The 252-nt window shown below is 46.0% G+C and carries 1 pseudogene; it reads right to left on the reverse strand.

The features are described from left to right. Positions 1 to 252: pseudogene (locus CHH91_RS18760) on the reverse strand (NAD(P)H-dependent oxidoreductase); the annotation flags it as partial.

A 252-nucleotide genomic window follows, 5' to 3' on the forward strand; every position in this document is an offset into this window, starting at 1 on the left:
TTTGCAACTGCTACGGTTTCAGAAACCGGTGCGCCAAGGGGATGAATCGACGTATCATGATGAAGCACTGCCTTCGCAATCGTAATTGGTGTTTCTAGGCTTGCCAGATGGTACGGACGGTATAACGTGTAATGCGGGCCATGGTTAGCGTTGACTTTTAACAAGTAGCGCAGTTCCTCATCTACAGGTTCCAATTCACTTTTGACAATGACAAACACCCCAGGTGCTAAACCGTTTACATATTCTACAACA

The sequence above is a fragment of the Virgibacillus sp. 7505 genome (assembly GCF_002272135.1).
In the GTDB taxonomy this organism is placed as follows: Bacteria; Bacillota; Bacilli; order Bacillales; family Amphibacillaceae; genus Terribacillus.